Consider the following 15,286-nt stretch of genomic DNA (forward strand, 5'->3'; position numbering starts at 1 on the left):
CACTGGGTGTTCTGAAAGCCCCCTCACGCCGCTCAGCCCTGCGCGCCGGCCCTGCGCGTCCGCGCACGCAGCGGCGAACGGTGCGCCAGCTCGACCACGATCGCCTTGTCGTTCCCCGGATTCGCCGGGTCGAACCACAGCCGGGTCTGCTGCCCGTCCTGAATAGGGTCCGCCGCCGTGATCAGCATCGGCCGCTGCACCCAGCGCTGCGTGCCCTGCAGGTCGGTGAAGCCGAACGTGACCGTGGTGAAGATCCGGTCGCTCTCGTGGAACAGGGCATATCCCTTGTCGGTGACGACCGCCGTCACCTGCGTGCCCGTCCGCATCGCCGCCTCGTCCGCGTTCTCGCGCCGCGCCCGCGCACCGGCCGCCGCGATCCCGAGCACCAGGCAGACGCCCGCGAGGGCGATGAGCCCGTAGCCGATGATCGTGACGAACGCCGGGCCGCTCTCCGCAGAAACCACGATCACGCCCGCCCCCGCGCCGAGCAGCACGGCGGCGTTCCCGTACATGATGCCGAGGTCGCCCCGCTTCATCACGAGCGCCGCCCACGCGATCGACGCCCCGATGGCGAGCATCATCCCGAGCGGGATGGCGACCAGGATGAGCACGGGAGGCTCCTCCGGCTGGGTCGCCATCATCGTCCCGAAGCCGCCCCAGCCGTACCCGGCGGCGAACCCTCCGACCAGCAGCAGGATCAGCGTGACGACCACACGCACGTTCGACGGCCGTCGCTCCGCTCGCTCGCGCCGGGCGATGGTCGGGTCGACGGTGCTCATGCCCTCATTCAATCGGCATCGGGATGAGCAGCACAAGAACCCCTTGTCCCGCGCCCGAGCGGCGTGCAACACTATCCACCGTGATCCGTTAGCAGCGATTCCCTCCTCCCCACGACCGTGGGTGAGTCGACCGATCCTGCAAACAAAGGTTTCTCATGTCACGTTACGATCACACCCGTCCCGCCCCGGCCTTCACCATCTCCGCCGTCACAGTGCCGGACACCATCGACGCACCGGACGCCGCCGACTTCATCGGCCTGGCCGCCGTGCGCAGCGCGGTCATCGCCGAGCTGCGCGGCGACACCTCGCCGCTGCCCGCCCCCGAGATCGCCGCCGCCGAGCTCCTCCCGAACTGGAAGGACGAGTCCATCGGCAGCAGGGGCTTCGTCGCCCACGTGGACGGCAGGGTGGTGGGGCGCGGCACTCTCGTGCTCCCCGCCGGCGCGTCCGAGTGCTGGGCGGCGGTGGCGGTGCTCCCCGGCTACCGCGGCGACGGCATCGGGGCGGCCATCTACGCCCGGCTCGAACAGCTGGCCGTGGATGCCGGTCGCCGCACCATCCAGAACCAGACGGACTACGCGGCCGGGATCGGCGGCGACAGCCTTCCTGCGCCCACCGGGTTCGGCTCCATGCCGCTGGACCTCGCCTCCACCCGGTTCCTGCTCCGGTTCGGCTTCACGCTGGAACAGATCGGGCGGCTGAGCAGCCTTGCCCTCCCGATGGAGGCAGACGTCATGGCCTCCTGCCTGCGGGAGGCGCTGGCCGCTTCGGCCGGGTATCGCACGGTCACCTGGCAGGGCCGAACGCCCGACGCCTGGGTCGACGCGCTCGCCCTCATGCGCACCAGGATGAGCACCGACACGCCGAACGCCGGGATCGAACAGTCCGAAGACGTCTGGACCGCCGAGCGCGTCCGCTCCGTCGACGACCACTGGGAGGCGAGCCCGCGCACTATCCTCACTACCATCGTGGTGGATGCGGAGACGGGAGAGCCCGCCGGGTACACCGAACTCGACGTGCCCGCCGAACCGGACCGCGCGGTGGAGCAGATGGACACGCTCGTGCTCGCCGGCCACCGCGGCCGCCGCCTCGGGATGCTGCTGAAGCTCACCAACCTGCGCGAGCTCGGCGACCGCTTCCCGGCCAGCAGGTCGGTCGAGACGATGAACGCGGAAGACAACCGCCACATGCTCGACGTGAACGAGGCCGTCGGCTTCCGCCCGCTGGCGTACTCGGCCCGCTGGAAGAAGACGATCGGCTGACGGCCGGTGGATGCGCGGGGCGGGCGGGATGTGCCCGCCCGGCCCTGTGCATCCGGTGTCACGCGTCTCGGCGGCGTCTGATCGCTCGGGCGAGGAGACCGGCGGCGGCGCCCGCGCCGACAGTGATCAGGGCGAGTGCTGCCAACCACGCCGCGCTGTCGTCCGCGCGCGATCCTGTCGCCGCGAGGGCCGTCGTGGGTGCGGCGGTGGTCGCGTCGGCGAGGTCGGACGTTGACGGTCCGGGGTCGTCCACGGGCTGCGTCTCCGTCTGCCCGGGCTCGCACGCGCCGCCCGCTCCCCCGTCGCCGGGCACGGTCTCCGCGTCGTCCGTGGCCCACGCCGCGGAGAACGTCTGCGCCGCCATCAGCGGCTGCAGCGCATCCCGCACCTGGTCGTCGGCGAAGTGGCGTCGCATCGCGCCGTGGTCGACCGCGTTGCCGACGGCCGCGAGGACCATCGACTGGTCGAGCGACAGGTAGCGCTTCGCGATCGTCCCGCTCTTCACCGCGACCGCGTCATAGAACCCGCCGGGCCCGTACGCGTGCAGGTCGTGCTCGATGCCGCGCAGGTTGGCGACCGCGGCGGCCGGGTCGTAGCCGAGCGCGAGGAACGAGGCGTGCGGGGTCACGACGCCGTCGCCGAACGACGGGTCCGGATTGTGGCCGCGGTCGGCGTCCGGGCAGTCGCGGTACGGCTGGTCGACGTCGGTGTTCTCCTGGTCGGAGAGGTAGCCGTCCGCCTTCATCCCGGCGAGGTCGACGCCGTACTCGCGGTAGCCGCCCGCCGGGTTGCTGGACGGCGAGAACCCCCAGTATCCGTATCCGGCGTCCTCACCGTGCTTCTCCTGCACGGCGACGGTGATCGGGTGGTTGAGGCCCCACGAGGTCGGCCCCCACTGCTCCTCCGGCACCAGCAGCGACGGCATCAGCGCCTCGAACATGCTCCCGCCCCAGCTCGGCACGAACGACATCCCGTCGTACGAGTACGCCCCTTCGTACACGGTCAGCCCGTCGTACACCCGGTTCTGCCCGGTGGGCCGCTGCTCCTGCCACGACCAGTCGCAGCCGTCCGGCATGGTGCGGAACGTGCCGTACATCCCGGATGCGGGGATCTGCCCGTTCACGATGCCCAGGTAGGTGGCGATGCGGCTCTCGCTGACGGTGGTGTCGTAGTGGTGGCAGGTGTAGACGAGCGTCACGGGCGCGCCGTTGTACGCGGGGGCCTCGCATCCGGTCTCTCCGACGGGCGGCGTCTCCCAGAATCCGCCGCGGTTGGCGCCGGCGGGGAGCACGGGCTGCTTGCCCTGCTTGTCGTAGAAGACGCCGAAGTCCATCGAGTCGTAGAGGGCGCGCGCCCGGGCGCTGAGGGCCGGATCGCTGTCCGCCTCGGCGTTGGCGACCATCCGGAGCCCGGCGGCCAGCCAGCCGTTGTCGACCGTGCTGAGGAATGGGTTGACCACGGTGCCGTTCTCCGGCCAGGTGGTCAGCTTCGAGCCGTCCGCCGGTGAGTACCAGTTGTTGAACATGCCGCTCGCGGCGTTCCGCTCGAGCGCCTCGAGGGTGCCGATGGTGGTCGCCACCCTGTCGTGCGCCTCCGCGCCGCCGATGATGCCGAGGTCGCGCACCGCGAGCGTCGACCACAGGTAGCCGCCGATGTTCGTCGGTGAGGTGAACCCGGATGCGCTGGCCGGGCTGAGATCGCCCCCGATGTTGTCAGCGGGAAGGCCTGTCGTGGGGTCGGTCATGGCTGCCATCGACCGCCAGGTGTCCGCGGCCCACCGCGTGAGCTCTGCGGTGTACGGGGTGGCGTCGCTGGATGCGGGGCCGGTGGTGTCGACGGTGCTGGTGGTCGGTGGGGCCGCGCTCGCGGGCGCGGCGATCGCCCCACCGACGAGGGTAGAGGCGACCAGCGCGACACCCGCGCCGATCGCTCTGGAGAGGGTGGGAGGGGGCATCGTCGTCCGCTTCATTGCTGGCTTCCTTCGGTGTGGAGCATCCCGAGGTGGTCGTGCTGGGATATCAATTCGGGACAGTGTATGCGCATACATCCCGAAATGGCAACCACTCAGCCCGACGGCCGAGGGTCAGGACGGACGCGAAAAAGGGTCAGCCCCCGCGATTTCTCGCGGGGGCTGACCCTTCGGTGGTGGATCTGAGGGGACTCGAACCCCTGACCCCCTGCATGCCATGCAGGTGCGCTACCAGCTGCGCCACAGACCCAGACGCTGTTCCCGATCTCTCCGAAACAACTCGTTTAGCGTACTACATGATCCAGGTCTGGAAGAAACCAGCGCGACGCTCGGGCGTGCCGAAATCAGTCGAAGAGTTCGCTGAGCCAATTCTCGCGCTTCTTCTTGTACGGGTACTGCTGCTGCGCGTGGCCGGGCTGCTGGTACCCCTGCTGCGGGGCCTGCCCGTACCGCTGCTGCTGGCCATACGGCTGCGCTCCGCCACCCGCTCCACCACCAGCCACCGGCTGCGCGCGGTCGATGATCTTGTCCAGCTCTCCGCGGTCGAGCCACACTCCGCGGCATTCGGGGCAGTAGTCGATTTCGATTCCACTGCGCTCGCTCATCACGAGGGTGGCGTTGTCTGTCGGGCATCTCATGCCGTCAGTCAATCAGCGCAGTATGAGAGAACTCTCACACACTGCGCAAAGAACGCCGAACCGGGATGCGTTACTCGGCGCCCTCGTGCACGGGCAGTTCGAGCGGGATGACCGGGCAGTCTTTCCAGAGGCGTTCGAGCGCGTAGTACATGCGGTCTTCCTCGTGGAAGACGTGCACGACCAGGTCGCCGAAGTCGAGGAGGACCCAGCGGCCTTCCGCCTTGCCTTCGCGGCGCAGGGTTTTGACACCGGCCTCGTTCAGCTGGTCTTCGATCTCGCCGGCGATGGCGATGACGTTGCGCTCGACGCGGCCGCTGACCAGCAGGAACGCGTCGGTGAGGGGCAGCGGGCCGGAGACGTCGAGCGCCACCAGGTCTTCCCCGGACTTGGAGTCCGCTGCCTTCGCTGCGAGCTGCAGGATCTGCTTGGCGTGCTCTGTCGCGGTCACGGTCGGGCCTCCGTCGTGGGGGCGGCCGGTTGGAACAGGGTGGAAAGGATGATCAGAACACCTTCAAGACGTAAGCGGAGATGAGGAGGCCGATGACACCGACGGCGAGCACGCCGGCGGTGACGATCAGCACGACGGGCAGTTTGCCGCCGCGCTTCTTCGGCGGGGCGATGACGCCGCGGGTCGACGTGTGCGAGCTGATGGCCCTGGATGCACGGATCGGCGCGACTTCGGATGTGTTGAACTCGTTCTCGTCGCCGTCGAGCAGGCGGTCGAGGTCGGAGGAATCGATCCTGTCCGGGTGGGCGCCCGTTGCGCCGAGCCCGCGGGGCAGGTCGATCGAGCCGGTGACGAGGATCTCGCCGGTCGCGGTGAGCGGACCGGTCGCGTCTGCGGTGGGCAGCACGGGCAGGATGAGCGCGTTCGTGGTGGTCGCCGAGCCGGACTGGCCGACGTTGCGCGAGATGATCTGGTCGAACGGCTGGTTCTTGTCGTCCAGCTCGGCCGCCGTCGACCAGTGACCGGTCGGCGGGGTGAACGGCTGGCGCTCCAGCGTGCTGTCGGCCTCGTCGGAGCTCGCGTCCGCATCGGAGCCGGACGACTTCTCGGCACGCGCCGACGTCGGTGCGAGCAACGACGAGTCGGCAGTGGATGCGCTGACCGAAGCGGCCGGAGCAGCGGTGCCCTCCGGCGAGGAGGCGGGAGCGGACGACGCGGCGCTTGCTGCGCTGTCGGACGACGCCCCGAGCGGGGCGAACGGCCACGCGGTCGGCGACGACGACGCGACCTCCGGCTCGGCGGCCGGACGCGCGGGTGCCGGGTCGGCGGGCGGAGTGAACGTGACGGGGATGACCGCATCCGGCTGCCCAGCCTGCTGGTTGGCCTCCTGGGCCTGCAGCATGGCGCGCAGCTCGCGACGCGTGAGAGCACGCTCGGGGGTGCCCTGCGACGCTGGCGTTGCGGGTGCGGGAGCTGAAGCCTCGGGCTTGACGACGGGGACGGGAACCGTCACCGGCTCCGGCTGGGACACGTCACTCGCCTGCTTGAACATGGTCGACGACTCCGGTGCATCCTGAGTGGTGGACGCAACGGGCGCAGCGGGCGCGGCCGGAAGATCGAAGGCGTTGCCGAACGTCGGCAGGTTCGGGCGCGACGGCGGGGTGACGCCGGGCTCCTCGAAGGCGGAGGCGGGGATCGCGGGCCGCTCGGCGGCCTCGTCCGTGCCTGCATCGCCCAGGGTGTCACGGTCGGCTTGGTCGGACGAGAAGGTGTACGGCGTCGTCAAGGTCGGGATCTCGCCACCCGGCGTCGGCTGAGCCGTGCCAGCACGGCGGGACGCCTGGCCAGCAGCCTGCTGTTCCGCCGAACGCTCGTTCTCGCGCGCCTGTCGCCGTGTCTGTGGCGGCGGGTCTTGCCACAAAGTCATGCCACACTCCGATACAGATGGTGTTTGGAGATGTACTGAACAACCCCGTCCGGCACCAAGTACCAGACCGGGAATCCCCTGCTCACCCGGGTCCGGCAGTCGGTTGACGAGATCGCCAAGGCCGGAACTTCCAACAAGCTTACGTCCTGGGTCGGCAATCCAGAAATACTCAAGTCATGTCCCGGACGACTCACAGCCACGAAGTGCGCGAGGTCCCAGAGCTCCTGCACATCCCGCCAGCTGAGGATCTGCGCGATGGCGTCCGCCCCCGTGATGAAGAAGAGTTCGGCGTCCGGTCGTGACTCGTGCAGGTCGCGCAGGGTGTCGATCGTGTACGTCGGACCCTCGCGGTCGATGTCGACGCGGCTGACCGTGAAGCGCGGATTGGAGGCCGTCGCGATCACCGTCATCAGGTAGCGGTGCTCCCCCGGCGTCACTTCGCCCTTCTGCCACGGGTGGCCCGTCGGGACGAAGATGACCTCATCCAGATCGAACGACTGGGCGACCTCGCTGGCCGCGACCAGGTGCCCGTGGTGGATGGGGTCGAACGTGCCGCCCATCACACCGATGCGCGTGCGACGCTTCTCCGTCAGCTGCATTCGTCAGGCAGTGGTCAGTGACCCTGGGTGGGGTGGCCGTCGCCGTGGTGCGTGGCGCCTGGCGCTCCTGCGTGGGAGGCGGCACCGGGGCCGGCCTTGTGGCTGTGGCGGTTCGCCACGTCGCGGTACGACCAGATGACGAAACCGAGGACGGTGAAGATCACGATCGCGATCGCGCCGTACGCCCATGTCGGCATGGGGAGTTCAACGTGCGTTTCGGCCTCGGCCAGCAGCAGCGACAGGTGGGTCATCGAGTTTCTTCCTTTCCGGTGGCGCGAACGCCTGCGAACCAGTCTAGTGGCGCGTCACGCCCTGAACTGCCCTGACCCGCGGACGATCCACTTGGTGCTGGTCAGCTCCGGCAGGCCCATCGGCCCGCGCGCGTGCAGTTTCTGGGTGGAGATGCCGACCTCCGCCCCGAAGCCGAACTCGCCTCCGTCGGTGAACCGGGTGGAGGCGTTCACCATCACCACCGCGGAGTCCACCTCCGCCAGGAAGCGCTCCGCGTTGGCGAGATCGTTCGTGATGATCGCCTCGGTGTGCTGGGTCGAGTATGTGCGGATGTGCTCGATCGCCTCGTCCAGGTCGTCGACGACCTTCACCGAGATGTCGAGGCTCATGTGCTCCGTCGCCCAGTCCTCCTCGGTGACGGGAACGGCGGACTCCGCGTAGCCGATGGAGCGCTCGTCCGCGTGGATGGTGACACCGGATGCGGTGAGCGCGCCGAGCACGGGAGGCAGCAGCCGGTCGGCGGCGGAGCGCAGCACGAGCAGCGTCTCGACGGCGTTGCAGACGCTCGGCCGCTGCACCTTGGCGTTCCGCACGATGTCGACCGCCCAGTCTTCGCGGGCCGACTCGTCCAGCACGATGTGCACGACGCCCGCGCCGGTCTCGATCACGGGGACCGTCGACTCGGTGACGACCGTGCGGATCAGGTCTGCGCTCCCCCGCGGGATGAGCACATCCACGTAGCCGCGCGCCTTCATCAGCTGGGTGGCGCCGTCGCGACCGAACTCGTCGATGATCTGCACGGCGTCGGACGGCAGCCCGACGGAGGCGAACGCATCCTGGATCACCGCGACGAGCACGCAGTTGGTGTTGATCGCCGCGCTTCCGCCGCGCAGCACGGCGGCGTTGCCGCTCTTCAGCGCGAGGGCCGCGATGTCGACCGTCACGTTCGGGCGCGCCTCGTAGATCGCGCCGACCACTCCGAACGGCACGCGCACCTGCGTGATCGACACGCCGTTCGGCAGCGTGCTCCCCCGCACGGCCTCGCCAACGGGGTCGGTCAGGCCGACGACCTCCAGCACCGCGTCCGCCAGCGCGCCGAGACGCGTCTCGGTCAGCGTGAGCCGGTCGAGCAGCCCGGTCGACAGCCCGTTCTCACGGCCGTTGGCCAGGTCGAGCTCGTTCGCCTCCAGGATGCGCGGAGCCTGCGACCGCAGACCGGCCGCGACCGCGCGGAGGGCGGCATTCTTGGCGTCGGTGTTCGCCGTGGCGAGCACGCGCGACGCCCGCTTGGCAGCTGCGAGCTTCTCGACGAGCGAGAGCGGTTCGGTGATGGTGTCGACCATGACTCAAGTTTAGGGCGCTGCGACCGCATCCCGCGCTGGGGCGAACCAGGTGCCGACCGCCTCGCCGCCGAGGGCCTGCGAGACGTTCGACGTGGCGGTCAGGATCACGGCCGTGCCGTTCTCTGCGGCCTGGCGCGCAGCGGACACCTTCGTCAGAGCGCCGCCGGTACCGACGCCGGACAGCCCGGTCGACCCGATCTCGACGCCCTCCAGGGCGTCGTCGTACTCGACGACGTCGATGCGCTCCGCGCCCGGCTCCTGCGGCGGCTTGGTGTAGAGAGCATCCACGTCGGACAGCAGCACGAGCAGGTCGGCCTCGACCAACAGCGCGACGAGCGCGGCCAGCCGGTCGTTGTCGCCGAACCGGATCTCGTGCGTCGCCACGGTGTCGTTCTCGTTGACGATGGGCAGGATGCGCAGGTCGAGCAGCCGCTCCATCGCCCGCTTGGCGTTGATGCGGTGCGTCGGGGTCTCCATGTCACCGGCGGTCAGCAGCACCTGGCCGGCGACGATGTCGTACCGGTCGAGGCTGTCCTGATAGCGGTAGATGAGCACGTTCTGCCCGACGGCGGCGGCGGCCTGCTGCGTCGCCAGGTCGGTCGGGCGCTCCTGCAGCGCCAGATACGGGATGCCCGTGGCGATCGCACCGGACGACACCAGGATCACCTGGGTGCCGCGCCCGTGCGCTTCGGCGAGAGCATCGACCAACGGACCGATCTGCCCGGCGTTCTCCCCGCTGATGGAGGACGAACCCACCTTGACGACGACGCGTCGCGCGGTGGGGACCTGGCTGCGGTCGTCGATGGTCATTCCGAATCGGTCTCCCTGTTCTGGCCGCCCTGGCTGTTCTGGCCGCCCTGGCTGTTCTGCCCGCTCTCGCCCTCTGCGGGGGCGAGGTCTGCGACATCGTCTGCATAGTCGTCGTCCTGCCAGAGGCCGGCCTCGCGCTCGCGCAGCAGCTCCGCGCGGGCCTCGGCCTTCGCATCCATTCTGTCGAAGTAGTCCTCGCGACGCTGATTGCGGGTGGGGCGGGCGTTGCCGTCGAGGCGCACGTCCGTTCCGCGGGGCGACGTGATGAGCTCGGCCGTGGAGGTGAGGGTCGGCTCCCAGTCGAAGACCACGCCGTTGTCCCTGCCGATGACCACAGTGGAACCGGAGACGGCTCCCGCCTTGAACAGGCGGTCCTCGACGCCGAGCTTCGCCAGCCGGTCGGCCAGGAAGCCGACGGCCTCGTCGTTCGAGAAGTCGGTCTGCGCGACCCAGCGCTCCGGCTTGGCGCCCAGGATGCGGTAGACGGGGCCGTCCGAGCCGCCCTCGACCTTGACGACGAACCCACCGTCGTCCACGGCCTGCGGGCGGATGACGATGCGCGGGCGCTCCGCCTCGGCCGCCGCCTGATCCGCACGTGCCTGCTCGACCACCTCGGCCAGGGCGAAGGACAGCTGACGCAGGCCCTCGTGGCTGACGGTCGAGATCTCGAACACGCGGTAGCCGCGCGCTTCCAGGTCGGGCCGGACGAACTCGGCCAGCTCGCGGCCCTCCGGCACGTCGATCTTGTTCAGGGCGATGAGCTGCGGGCGCTCCAGCAGCGGGGTCTGCCCCTCCGGCACGGGATACGCGCCGAGCTCGCCGAGGATCACGTCGAGGTCGCTCAGCGGGTCGCGGCCGGGCTCCAGCGTCGCGCAGTCGAGGACGTGCAGCAGGGCGCTGCAGCGCTCGACGTGGCGGAGGAACTCGAGCCCGAGGCCCTTGCCCTCGCTCGCGCCCTCGATCAGCCCTGGCACGTCGGCGACGGTGAAACGGGTGTCTCCCGCCTGCACGACACCGAGGTTGGGGTGCAGCGTGGTGAACGGGTAGTCGGCGATCTTCGGCTTCGCGGACGACAGGGCGGCGATCAGGCTCGACTTGCCCGCCGACGGGTAGCCGACGAGCGCGATGTCGGCGACGGTCTTGAGTTCGAGGAGGACGTCGCCCTCCCAGCCCGGCGTGCCGAGCAGCGCGAAGCCGGGGGCCTTGCGCTTGGGGTTCGACAGGGCGGCGTTGCCGAGCCCGCCGATGCCGCCGGGAGCGACGACGTAGCGCATCCCCGGCTCGTTCATGTCGATCAGTTCGACGCCGGACGGGTCTTTGACCACGGTGCCGACGGGGACGGGGAGTTCGAGCTCTTCGCCGAGGTGGCCGCTGCGGTGGTCTCCCATGCCGAAGCCGCCGTTCTGCGAGGAGCGGTGCGGCGCGCGGTGGTAGGCGAGCAGCGTGGTGACCTGGGGGTCGGCCACGAGGACGATGTCGCCGCCGTTGCCTCCGTTGCCGCCGTCCGGTCCTGCCAGCGGCTTGAACTTCTCCCGTCGGACGGAGACGCACCCGTTGCCGCCGTTGCCGGCGCGCAGGTGCAACGTCACGTGATCCACGAACGTTGCCATGGGGGTCCCTCGTTTCCTGACTGTTCAGTCTGTAAATGGAGAAAGGGCGGGCCGAAGCCCGCCCATCCTCGAATGCTGGTGCGTGGTGCGGGGCTTTACGCCTCGGCGGCCACGATGTTGACGACCTTGCGGCCGCCCTTGTTGCCGAACTCGACCGAGCCGGCTGCGAGGGCGAACAGGGTGTCGTCGCCGCCACGTCCGACGTTCACGCCGGGGTGGAAGTGGGTGCCGCGCTGGCGGACGATGATCTCGCCCGCTCCGACGACCTGGCCACCGAAGCGCTTCACGCCGAGGCGCTGTGCGTTCGAGTCACGACCGTTGCGAGTGGAGCTCGCTCCCTTTTTGTGTGCCATCTGCTTCTTCTCCTAAGCCTGAGGTCGATCGGCTACTTGATGCCGGTGATCTTGACGCGCGTGAGGTCCTGACGGTGCCCCTGGCGCTTCTTGTAGCCGGTCTTGTTCTTGAACTTCTGGATCACGATCTTCGGGCCACGGAGGTCGTTGAGGACCTCAGCGGTGACCTTGACCTTCGCCAGCGAACCGGCGTCGGAGGTGATCTTGTCGCCGTCGACAAGCAGCACAGCAGCCAGCTCGACGTTGCCGTTCTTATCAGCCTTGATCCGGTCCATCGTCACGATGGTGCCGACCTCGACCTTTTCCTGCCGGCCTCCGGCGCGCACAACTGCGTAAACCACTTTTACGTACCTTTTCTTCGGGGAACAGCTCCCCTCGGCTCGATGAGCCGCGGACCTGGTCCTGTCTGTTTACTCTTCAGGAAGTTACTGGCGAGTCCGTCTTCGTCGCAGTGCGACGGAGCGGCTCTCAGAAAACCATGATGGTCGAGCGGGATACGCCCGACACACACCAACGGTCAACTTTACCCGACGACCCTTCTATCGTCAATTCAACGAGAGGGCTCCGGGGCCGATCGACGCCATCGACGGCGTCGGTTCCTATGATCATTGTATGACGGTCCTGATCGATCCCCCGGCATGGCCCGCCCACGGCATGTTGTGGTCGCACCTGGTGAGCGATTCCAGCCTCGACGAGCTGCACGCGTTCGCGGCCGCCAACGACATCGCGCGGCGCGCGTTCGACCTGGACCACTACGACGTGCCGGACAAGCGCTACGACGAGCTGGTGGCTGCGGGAGCCACCGCCGTGGACGGCAAGGAGCTGGTCATCCGGCTGCGCGCCAGCGGACTACGAGTGAAGGCGCGGGATCGAGTGCGCAAGCACTGACCCCGCGCCTTCACGCGGTTCGGGATGCGGTGGGCTACTCGCCCTGCTCCGCCCGGGTGATCTCTGCCCGCGTGATCTGGGGCGCGGTGTCTCCACCGACGATCGCCGCCGTGCTCACCCTGCGGCTGCGTCCGCGGCCCTGACCGGGCTGCTTCGGCTGCGGAAGGGCGTCCAGCACGGAGTCGAGCAGCAGCTCGGCCTCCTTGGTGGGCGTGCGACGCGTCACAGGAGCCGCTGCGGGCTCAGGAAGCTCGATCAGGGGCACGGACGCGTCCGCACTCTCGCGGGCCGCTGCCGGGCGCTCAGCGGGCGCCTGCGGCTCGCGCTGCTGCTGGTCGCGCACCGGCGCCGTCTCGGCCTGCGGGGCGCTCTCCTGCGTCGCCGGCTGCTCAGTGGCTGCCTGCTCGGCCTCCGCCGCCTTGGCCCTGTCGCGCTTGCCGCTCTTCCTGCGGGACTTCTTCGGCGCATCCTGCTGCTGCTCCTGCTCGCCGGCGACGTGCTTGCCGTGCGCGGACTCCGCGGAGGCGGCAGGCGCGTCCACCGGCTGCTGGTGCTCGTCGTGCGGGTGGGCCAGTGTGCTCGCCGCGATCTGGGCCAGCGCGTTCTTGGCGTCGTCGGTGATCGCGTGGGTCACGCCGGTGGGGGTGCCACCGCCGTTCCCGTTCGAGCCGCCGTTGCCGTTTCCGTTCGACGAGCCGTTGCCATTGCCGTTGCCGTTCGACGAGCCGTTGCCGCCGGACTGCTGACCGCCACGGCCGCGGCGGCGCTCGCTCTGCGGCTGCTGCTGCGGGGTCTGACGGTGCTTGACGACCGGGTCGTGGTGCACGATGACACCGCGGCCTGCGCAGGCCTCGCACGCCTCGCTGAACGTCTCGAGCAGGCCGAGGCCGAGCTTCTTCCTCGTCATCTGCACGAGGCCGAGCGAGGTGACCTCTGCCACCTGGTGCTTGGTGCGGTCGCGGCTCAGGCACTCGATCAGGCGGCGGAGCACGAGGTCGCGGTTGGACTCGAGCACCATGTCGATGAAGTCGACGACGATGATGCCGCCAATGTCGCGCAGGCGTAGCTGGCGGACGATCTCCTCGGCGGCTTCCAGGTTGTTCTTGGTGACGGTCTCTTCCAGGTTCCCGCCGGAGCCGACGAACTTGCCGGTGTTGACGTCGACGACCGTCATCGCCTCTGTGCGGTCGATCACGAGCGAGCCACCGGACGGCAGCCAGACCTTGCGGTCGAGCGCCTTCTCGATCTGCTCCGTGATGCGGAACTCGTCGAACGCATCCCGCTCGCCCGTGTACGCCTCGACGCGGTCGAGGAGGTCGGGGGCGACCTGACGGAGGTAGTTCTCGATGGTGCTCTGCGCATCCTGGCCGGCGATGATCAGCTTCTGGAAGTCCTCGTTGAAGACGTCCCTGACGATCTTGATCAGCAGGTCGGGCTCGCTGTGCAGGAGCGCGGGCGCCCCGACGGTCTCGACCTGCCTGCTGATGTCGGCCCACTGCGCAGTGAGGCGCGTGACGTCGAGCGTCAACTGCTCCTCGGTCGCGCCCTCGGCGGCGGTGCGCACGATGACGCCGGTGTTCTCCGGCAGGACCTCTTTGAGGATCTTCTTCAGACGGGCACGCTCGGTGTCCGGAAGCTTGCGGCTGATCCCGTTCATCGAGCCGTTCGGCACGTAGACGAGGTAGCGGCCGGGCAGCGAGACCTGGCTGGTGAGGCGGGCGCCCTTGTGCCCGACGGGGTCCTTCGTGACCTGGACGAGCACGCGGTCGCCCGGCTTGAGCGCCAGCTCGATGCGGCGCGGCTGGTTGCCGGTCTCCGCGGCATCCCAGTCGACCTCGCCGGAGTACAGCACGGCATTGCGGCCACGGCCGATGTCGACGAACGCAGCCTCCATGCTGGGCAGCACGTTCTGCACGCGACCCAGGTAGACGTTGCCGATCAGCGACGCCTCCTGCGACTTGGCGACGTAGTGCTCGACGAGCACTTTGTCTTCGAGCACGCCGATCTGGATGCGGCCGCCCTTCTCGCGCACGATCATCTGGCGGTCGACGGACTCGCGGCGGGCGAGGAACTCGGCCTCGGTGATGACGGGACGGCGGCGGCCGGCGTCACGGCCGTCGCGGCGGCGCTGCTTCTTCGCCTCGAGACGGGTCGAGCCCTTGATGCGCTGCGGCTCGGTGATGAGCTCCGGCTCGCGCGGGGCGCGGACCTTGACGACCGTGTTGGCCGGGTCGTTCGACCCGGAGCGGTTCTCCTCGCCTGCGCGGCGGCGCGAACGGCGGCGGACCGTGCTCGGCTCGTCGTCGTCGTACTCGTCGTGTGGGAGCGGAGGCAGCGGCAGGATGTCCGGGGCCTGGAACAGCAGCGTCGTCGGCGGGAGGCCGGGCAGCGCCGTGTCCGCCTCGGCGGCGGGAGCATCCGGTGCGGCAGGAGCGGCAGGAGCTGAGCCTGCGGCGTCGGCGCTGTCCGTCGCCGCGTCGGCGGGCTGGGCCGCGCCGGCATCCGGAGTCTGCTCCGGCGTCACCGCCGGTTGTCCGGCCGGGAACGGGCCGGAGCCGATGATGTCGTCGTGGTTGTCGTGGATCTTCTCGTCCATGGGTGTTCTCTCCTGGACGGCGGGCGCGGTCGAGGCATGCCCGGCCACCGTCGGCGCGGAGGACGCAATGGCCTCACGCGAATCGTTCGCAGGCACGGCGGAGGCGCTCTTCTTGGCGCTCTTCCTGGAACCGAAGAGGCGCGATCGCTTCCTGGGCCCCGCTTCCGATCCGTTGTTCTGCGTGTTGTCAGTATTTTCGTTTTCCACCATCGCTGGTGCACTCCTCGACCAGCCGCGGTCTCCCGCGCGCCGGGTACTTTCATAAGGGCAGCAGACGCGTTGCGCCTGCGACCGCCAATCCTTCACGCGTGCGGTCGGCTCGTGGCGCGGTCCG

Annotated in this window: 15 protein-coding genes and 1 tRNA gene; 2 read left to right on the forward strand and 14 right to left on the reverse strand. The window is 69.4% G+C overall.

What is annotated here, in order from left to right:
- Positions 1-32: 32 nt before the first annotated feature.
- Entirely contained in the window at positions 33-779 is a 747-nt protein-coding gene (locus AC1ROC_RS03325; protein ID WP_492998081.1) for a hypothetical protein, read from the reverse strand.
- Positions 780-934: 155 nt separating this feature from the next.
- Here AC1ROC_RS03325 and AC1ROC_RS03330 point away from each other — a divergent pair, with 155 nt between their 5' ends.
- Positions 935-2,041, forward strand: a complete 1,107-nt coding sequence (locus AC1ROC_RS03330; RefSeq protein ID WP_492998083.1) for a GNAT family N-acetyltransferase — start codon at positions 935-937, stop codon at positions 2,039-2,041.
- A gap of 58 nt (positions 2,042-2,099) precedes the next feature.
- On the opposite strand, the gene AC1ROC_RS03335 is transcribed toward AC1ROC_RS03330, so the two are convergent.
- The 12 genes from AC1ROC_RS03335 to rplU all read right to left on the reverse strand — a co-directional run bounded on the left by AC1ROC_RS03335 (position 2,100) and on the right by rplU (position 11,809).
- Positions 2,100-4,010: a glucoamylase family protein gene (locus tag AC1ROC_RS03335; RefSeq protein WP_492998085.1), complete on the reverse strand. Its 1,911-nt coding sequence runs from the start codon at positions 4,008-4,010 to the stop codon at positions 2,100-2,102.
- 174 nt (positions 4,011-4,184) lie between these two features.
- Positions 4,185-4,260, reverse strand: a tRNA-Ala gene (locus tag AC1ROC_RS03340).
- A gap of 94 nt (positions 4,261-4,354) precedes the next feature.
- Positions 4,355-4,648, reverse strand: a complete 294-nt coding sequence (locus tag AC1ROC_RS03345) for a TFIIB-type zinc ribbon-containing protein (protein WP_492998087.1) — start codon at positions 4,646-4,648, stop codon at positions 4,355-4,357.
- Between the two features lie 70 nt (positions 4,649-4,718).
- The gene (gene rsfS / locus AC1ROC_RS03350) at positions 4,719-5,096 is read right to left on the reverse strand and encodes a ribosome silencing factor (protein ID WP_085368451.1); all 378 of its coding nucleotides are present in this window, start codon (positions 5,094-5,096) and stop codon (positions 4,719-4,721) included.
- A 52-nt stretch (positions 5,097-5,148) separates the two neighbouring features.
- Positions 5,149-6,522: a hypothetical protein gene (locus AC1ROC_RS03355; protein ID WP_492998089.1), complete on the reverse strand. Its 1,374-nt coding sequence runs from the start codon at positions 6,520-6,522 to the stop codon at positions 5,149-5,151.
- A complete protein-coding gene (gene nadD, locus AC1ROC_RS03360) occupies positions 6,519-7,121 on the reverse strand; it encodes a nicotinate-nucleotide adenylyltransferase (RefSeq protein ID WP_434948489.1) in 603 nt (200 codons plus the stop codon). The genes AC1ROC_RS03355 and nadD overlap by 4 nt, the downstream gene beginning before the upstream one ends.
- Positions 7,122-7,135: 14 nt before the next feature.
- Complete coding sequence (locus AC1ROC_RS03365; protein WP_085368454.1) at positions 7,136-7,372, reverse strand: hypothetical protein; 237 nt, start codon at positions 7,370-7,372, stop codon at positions 7,136-7,138.
- A gap of 54 nt (positions 7,373-7,426) precedes the next feature.
- On the reverse strand, positions 7,427-8,695 hold the full coding sequence (locus tag AC1ROC_RS03370; protein WP_492998093.1) for a glutamate-5-semialdehyde dehydrogenase: 1,269 nt from the start codon (positions 8,693-8,695) through the stop codon (positions 7,427-7,429).
- Positions 8,696-8,704: 9 nt separating this feature from the next.
- Positions 8,705-9,505, reverse strand: coding sequence for a glutamate 5-kinase (gene proB / locus AC1ROC_RS03375; RefSeq protein WP_085368456.1), 801 nt, complete (start codon positions 9,503-9,505; stop codon positions 8,705-8,707).
- Positions 9,502-11,115: a GTPase ObgE gene (obgE, locus tag AC1ROC_RS03380; protein ID WP_492998096.1), complete on the reverse strand. Its 1,614-nt coding sequence runs from the start codon at positions 11,113-11,115 to the stop codon at positions 9,502-9,504. The genes proB and obgE overlap by 4 nt, the downstream gene beginning before the upstream one ends.
- 95 nt (positions 11,116-11,210) lie before the next feature.
- Entirely contained in the window at positions 11,211-11,468 is a 258-nt protein-coding gene (gene rpmA / locus AC1ROC_RS03385; RefSeq protein ID WP_055893481.1) for a 50S ribosomal protein L27, read from the reverse strand.
- Between the two features lie 32 nt (positions 11,469-11,500).
- The gene (gene rplU / locus AC1ROC_RS03390; protein ID WP_055893478.1) at positions 11,501-11,809 is read right to left on the reverse strand and encodes a 50S ribosomal protein L21; all 309 of its coding nucleotides are present in this window, start codon (positions 11,807-11,809) and stop codon (positions 11,501-11,503) included.
- A gap of 271 nt (positions 11,810-12,080) precedes the next feature.
- Here rplU and AC1ROC_RS03395 point away from each other — a divergent pair, with 271 nt between their 5' ends.
- A complete protein-coding gene (locus AC1ROC_RS03395) occupies positions 12,081-12,356 on the forward strand; it encodes a DUF4031 domain-containing protein (protein WP_085368458.1) in 276 nt (91 codons plus the stop codon).
- Positions 12,357-12,390: 34 nt separating this feature from the next.
- Here AC1ROC_RS03395 and AC1ROC_RS03400 read toward each other — a convergent pair whose 3' ends face one another.
- Positions 12,391-15,162 (reverse strand): Rne/Rng family ribonuclease, encoded by a 2,772-nt coding sequence (locus AC1ROC_RS03400; RefSeq protein ID WP_492998099.1) that lies wholly within the window; start codon positions 15,160-15,162, stop codon positions 12,391-12,393.
- Positions 15,163-15,286 lie beyond the last annotated feature (124 nt).

The organism is Leifsonia sp. GW821-FHT13C05 (genome assembly GCF_058806515.1).

Coding starts and splice junctions, on each gene's coding strand:
- AC1ROC_RS03325 (WP_492998081.1), bottom strand. CDS start 779: ATGAGCACCGTCGACCCGACCATCGCCCGGCGCGAGCGAGCGGAGCGA.
- AC1ROC_RS03330 (WP_492998083.1), top strand. CDS start 935: ATGTCACGTTACGATCACACCCGTCCCGCCCCGGCCTTCACCATCTCC.
- AC1ROC_RS03335 (WP_492998085.1), bottom strand. CDS start 4,010: ATGAAGCGGACGACGATGCCCCCTCCCACCCTCTCCAGAGCGATCGGC.
- AC1ROC_RS03345 (WP_492998087.1), bottom strand. CDS start 4,648: ATGAGATGCCCGACAGACAACGCCACCCTCGTGATGAGCGAGCGCAGT.
- AC1ROC_RS03355 (WP_492998089.1), bottom strand. CDS start 6,522: ATGACTTTGTGGCAAGACCCGCCGCCACAGACACGGCGACAGGCGCGC.
- nadD (WP_434948489.1), bottom strand. CDS start 7,121: ATGCAGCTGACGGAGAAGCGTCGCACGCGCATCGGTGTGATGGGCGGC.
- AC1ROC_RS03365 (WP_085368454.1), bottom strand. CDS start 7,372: ATGACCCACCTGTCGCTGCTGCTGGCCGAGGCCGAAACGCACGTTGAA.
- AC1ROC_RS03370 (WP_492998093.1), bottom strand. CDS start 8,695: ATGGTCGACACCATCACCGAACCGCTCTCGCTCGTCGAGAAGCTCGCA.
- proB (WP_085368456.1), bottom strand. CDS start 9,505: ATGACCATCGACGACCGCAGCCAGGTCCCCACCGCGCGACGCGTCGTC.
- obgE (WP_492998096.1), bottom strand. CDS start 11,115: ATGGCAACGTTCGTGGATCACGTGACGTTGCACCTGCGCGCCGGCAAC.
- rpmA (WP_055893481.1), bottom strand. CDS start 11,468: ATGGCACACAAAAAGGGAGCGAGCTCCACTCGCAACGGTCGTGACTCG.
- AC1ROC_RS03395 (WP_085368458.1), top strand. CDS start 12,081: ATGACGGTCCTGATCGATCCCCCGGCATGGCCCGCCCACGGCATGTTG.
- AC1ROC_RS03400 (WP_492998099.1), bottom strand. CDS start 15,162: ATGGTGGAAAACGAAAATACTGACAACACGCAGAACAACGGATCGGAA.